Source organism: Protofrankia sp. Cj3, assembly GCF_917627355.1.
In the GTDB taxonomy this organism is placed as follows: Bacteria; Actinomycetota; Actinomycetes; order Frankiales; family Frankiaceae; genus Protofrankia.
In genome coordinates this window covers 1-2,945 of the sequence record NZ_CAKJTR010000321.1, presented here as the reverse complement: position 1 = coordinate 2,945, position 2,945 = coordinate 1, and the positions used below count along the sequence as shown (strand labels likewise).

Annotated in this window: 2 protein-coding genes and 1 pseudogene; all 3 read left to right on the top strand. The window is 71.2% G+C overall.

Going from position 1 to position 2,945, the window contains the following annotated elements; translation table 11 throughout:
• Positions 1 to 91: 91 nt before the first annotated feature.
• On the top strand, positions 92 to 1,159 hold the full coding sequence (gene ruvB, locus MJ783_RS23050; protein ID WP_239313942.1) for a Holliday junction branch migration DNA helicase RuvB: 1,068 nt from the start codon (positions 92 to 94) through the stop codon (positions 1,157 to 1,159).
• A gap of 25 nt (positions 1,160 to 1,184) precedes the next feature.
• On the top strand, positions 1,185 to 1,715 hold the full coding sequence (gene yajC / locus MJ783_RS23045) for a preprotein translocase subunit YajC (protein ID WP_239313940.1): 531 nt from the start codon (positions 1,185 to 1,187) through the stop codon (positions 1,713 to 1,715).
• A 494-nt stretch (positions 1,716 to 2,209) separates the two neighbouring features.
• A pseudogene (locus MJ783_RS23040) lies at positions 2,210 to 2,945 on the top strand (protein translocase subunit SecD); the annotation flags it as partial.

Here is a 2,945-nt window from a genome sequence, read left to right as displayed (position 1 = left end):
CCGGCGCTGCCGGTGACGACCAGGCGCCGGACACCGTGGCCGTGCTGTTGCGCCGGGCGCTGGCCGCTCTGCGGCCCCGATGAGGCAGCCGATGGACGCCGATGGCCTGGTCTCGCCGGTGGCCGAGCCGGAGGAACGAGCCTTCGAGGCCGGTCTGCGGCCGGGCAGCCTGGCGGAGTTCATCGGCCAGCAGAAGGTGCGCGAACAACTGACAATCATGCTGGAGGGGGCGCGCGCCCGTGCGCGTCCGCCCGATCATGTCCTGTTGTCCGGGCCGCCTGGGCTGGGCAAGACCAGCCTTGCGATGATCATTGCGCGGGAGCTGGCGGTCCCGTTGCGCGTGACCAGCGGCCCGGCGGTCGAACGCGCGGGAGATCTTGTCGCGATCCTCACCGCGCTCGCTCCGGGCGACGTGCTGTTCCTGGATGAGATCCATCGGATCGCGCGGCCGGCGGAGGAACTGCTGTACGCCGCGATGGAGGATTTCCGGGTCGACGTCGTGCTTGGCAAGGGCCCCGGCGCGACCGCGATTCCGCTGGACCTCGCTCCGTTCACCCTGGTCGGCGCGACCACGCGGTCGGGCCTTCTCACCGGCCCGCTGCGCGACCGGTTCGGCTTCACCGCCCATATGGACTTCTACGATCCCGATGAACTGACCAGCGTGCTGACCCGGTCGGCCAGGCTGCTCGGGGTGAGGCTGACCGGCGACGGCGCCACCGAGGTCGCCGGGCGGTCGCGAGGGACGCCGCGGATCGCCAACCGGCTGCTACGCCGGGTCCGTGACTATGCCGAGGTGCGGGCGGACGGGATCGTCACCCGTGAGGTCGCTCAGGCCGCACTGCGTGTCTATGACGTGGACGCGCTCGGCTTGGACCGGCTTGACCGGGCGGTGCTGGAGGCTCTGGTACGCCGATTCGGTGGGGGTCCGGTCGGCCTGGCCACGCTGGCCGTGGCGGTGGGGGAGGAGCAGGACACGGTCGAGGAGGTCGTCGAGCCGTTTCTGGTGCGTGCCGGGCTGCTGGCCCGGACCCCCCGCGGACGGATCGCCACTCCGGCCGCGTTCACCCATCTCGGCCTTGATCCCCTGGAAGGCGCGCTAGGACGCTCCCAGGAACCCCGTTCGGGGCCTGCGCGTCGCGTGCCCGCGGCCGGTACGTAGCATCGGCCGCACAACATGGGAGGACGTGGACGTGCAAGCAATGGTGGTCGCCCAGACCGTGGCCAAAGATGGCGGCGGGAGCGGGATCGGTGGTTTTCTGCCGCTGATCCTCATCGTGGCGCTTGTCTTTTTCTTTATGTCGACTCAGCGGCGCCGCCAACGGGCGCACCAGCAGACGCTGGCGTCGCTCCTGCCGGGCACCCTGGTGGTGACCACGGCCGGACTCTACGCGACCGTGGTCGAGGTCGACGAGGGCGACGTGCTGTTGGAGGTCGCGCCGGAGGTCGTGTGCCGATTCGCTCGCGCGGCGATCGCGCGGGTCGTCTCCGCCCCGGATGACGACTCGCAGCCCGACGGCGAGGCAGCCGAGGGCGAGGCAGCCGAGGGCCAGCCGGATCACCACCGTGCGACGGGCGACGGCGGGGCTGACGACCGAGCTCCGGCCGAGCCGAGCATCGACATGACCAAAAAAGATCTGCCCACAAGCGGGGACACACCGGGGAGCGAGAGCGCCCCAGGGCTGGGGAAACCGGACGGGCGCCGCGAGCCGGAATGAAGATCTACGGCGTGTGTCGGAAGTCGTCGTTCGATCGGGGAGCGGCGTCTGGGTGGCTGGGTGGCTGGGTCGCGAGGCGGCGGCGGGAGACGCTCTGTACTGGGCGTCAACCGACGAGCCGGGGTACCCGTGCGTCGCGCGGCCATGGACGAGCAGCGATGACGCGGGGCGCCGCCTGGGCGGCGCGAGCCGGACAGTCCTCTTGCCGAAGCCTGCCAAGCAGGCTCCAGCTGAACGTGGTATAGGAACGCATCCGCTTTGGCAGTCGTTCCGATAGCTTGGGCGCGGCCTGCATTGTTGGCTCAGCCGGTTGAAGGCGGAGCCGGCATGGTCCATTGCCTGTCGCCGGGGCATCAATCGCCGGGGGTACCGATGGATCCGGCGCCGCTCGCGGTGGCCGGCAGGTCCACCAGGTACTGAGGCAGCAGGTACTGAGGTAAGCAGCCAGACAGGCAGTGAAGTGAGCGCACCGGCGCGTGACGAAGGGACATCCGTTGGCACAAGGGTCAGGGCCACGGCGTAAGGCCACACGCCCCGCCTGGTCCCGCATCGGCCTCCTTTCCGGCCTGCTGGCGTTGCTGTACGGCGTCATGGCCCTGACGGGCACCTGGACGCCCAAGCTCGGGCTCGACCTACAGGGCGGCACGAGCGTGATCCTCACGCCCAGGTCGACCGAGCCGGGCAAGGGCGTGGACAGCGGGGCCGTGGACAAGGCCGTCGACATCATCCGCGAGCGTGTCAACGGTCTTGGCGTCGCCGAGGCCGAGGTCAAGCGGAACAACACCCAGATCGAGATCTCGGTCCCCGGCCGCGGACGCAACGATGTCGTCACGCTGGTGGGCCAGACCGCGGAACTGCGTTTCCGGCAGGTCTACACATCCGGGTCCGCGGTTCCCGCGCCGGCCCCTACCCCGGCTCCGGCCCCGGCCCCGGATCAGACCGGCGCGCCGAGCCAGACGCCCGCCGCGGTCCCGTCCGCAGGCCCGGCAGCCACCACACAGCCCGGGGCGTCACCGCCGGCCACGTCGACTCCCAAGGCAGCCTCGGTTGCTCCCAGGCCGTCCGCATCCACCACCACCCGGTCGGATGTCGTGAGCAGCGGCCTGCTCGCGCAGGCGGCATCGGCCAAGCCAGCCGCTACGGCAGCCGCTGTCTCGCCGGCCGCACCCGCGCCGGCCGCACCTACGCCCGCCACGCCCGCGCCGGCCCCGGCGACCGATCCCGCGCCTG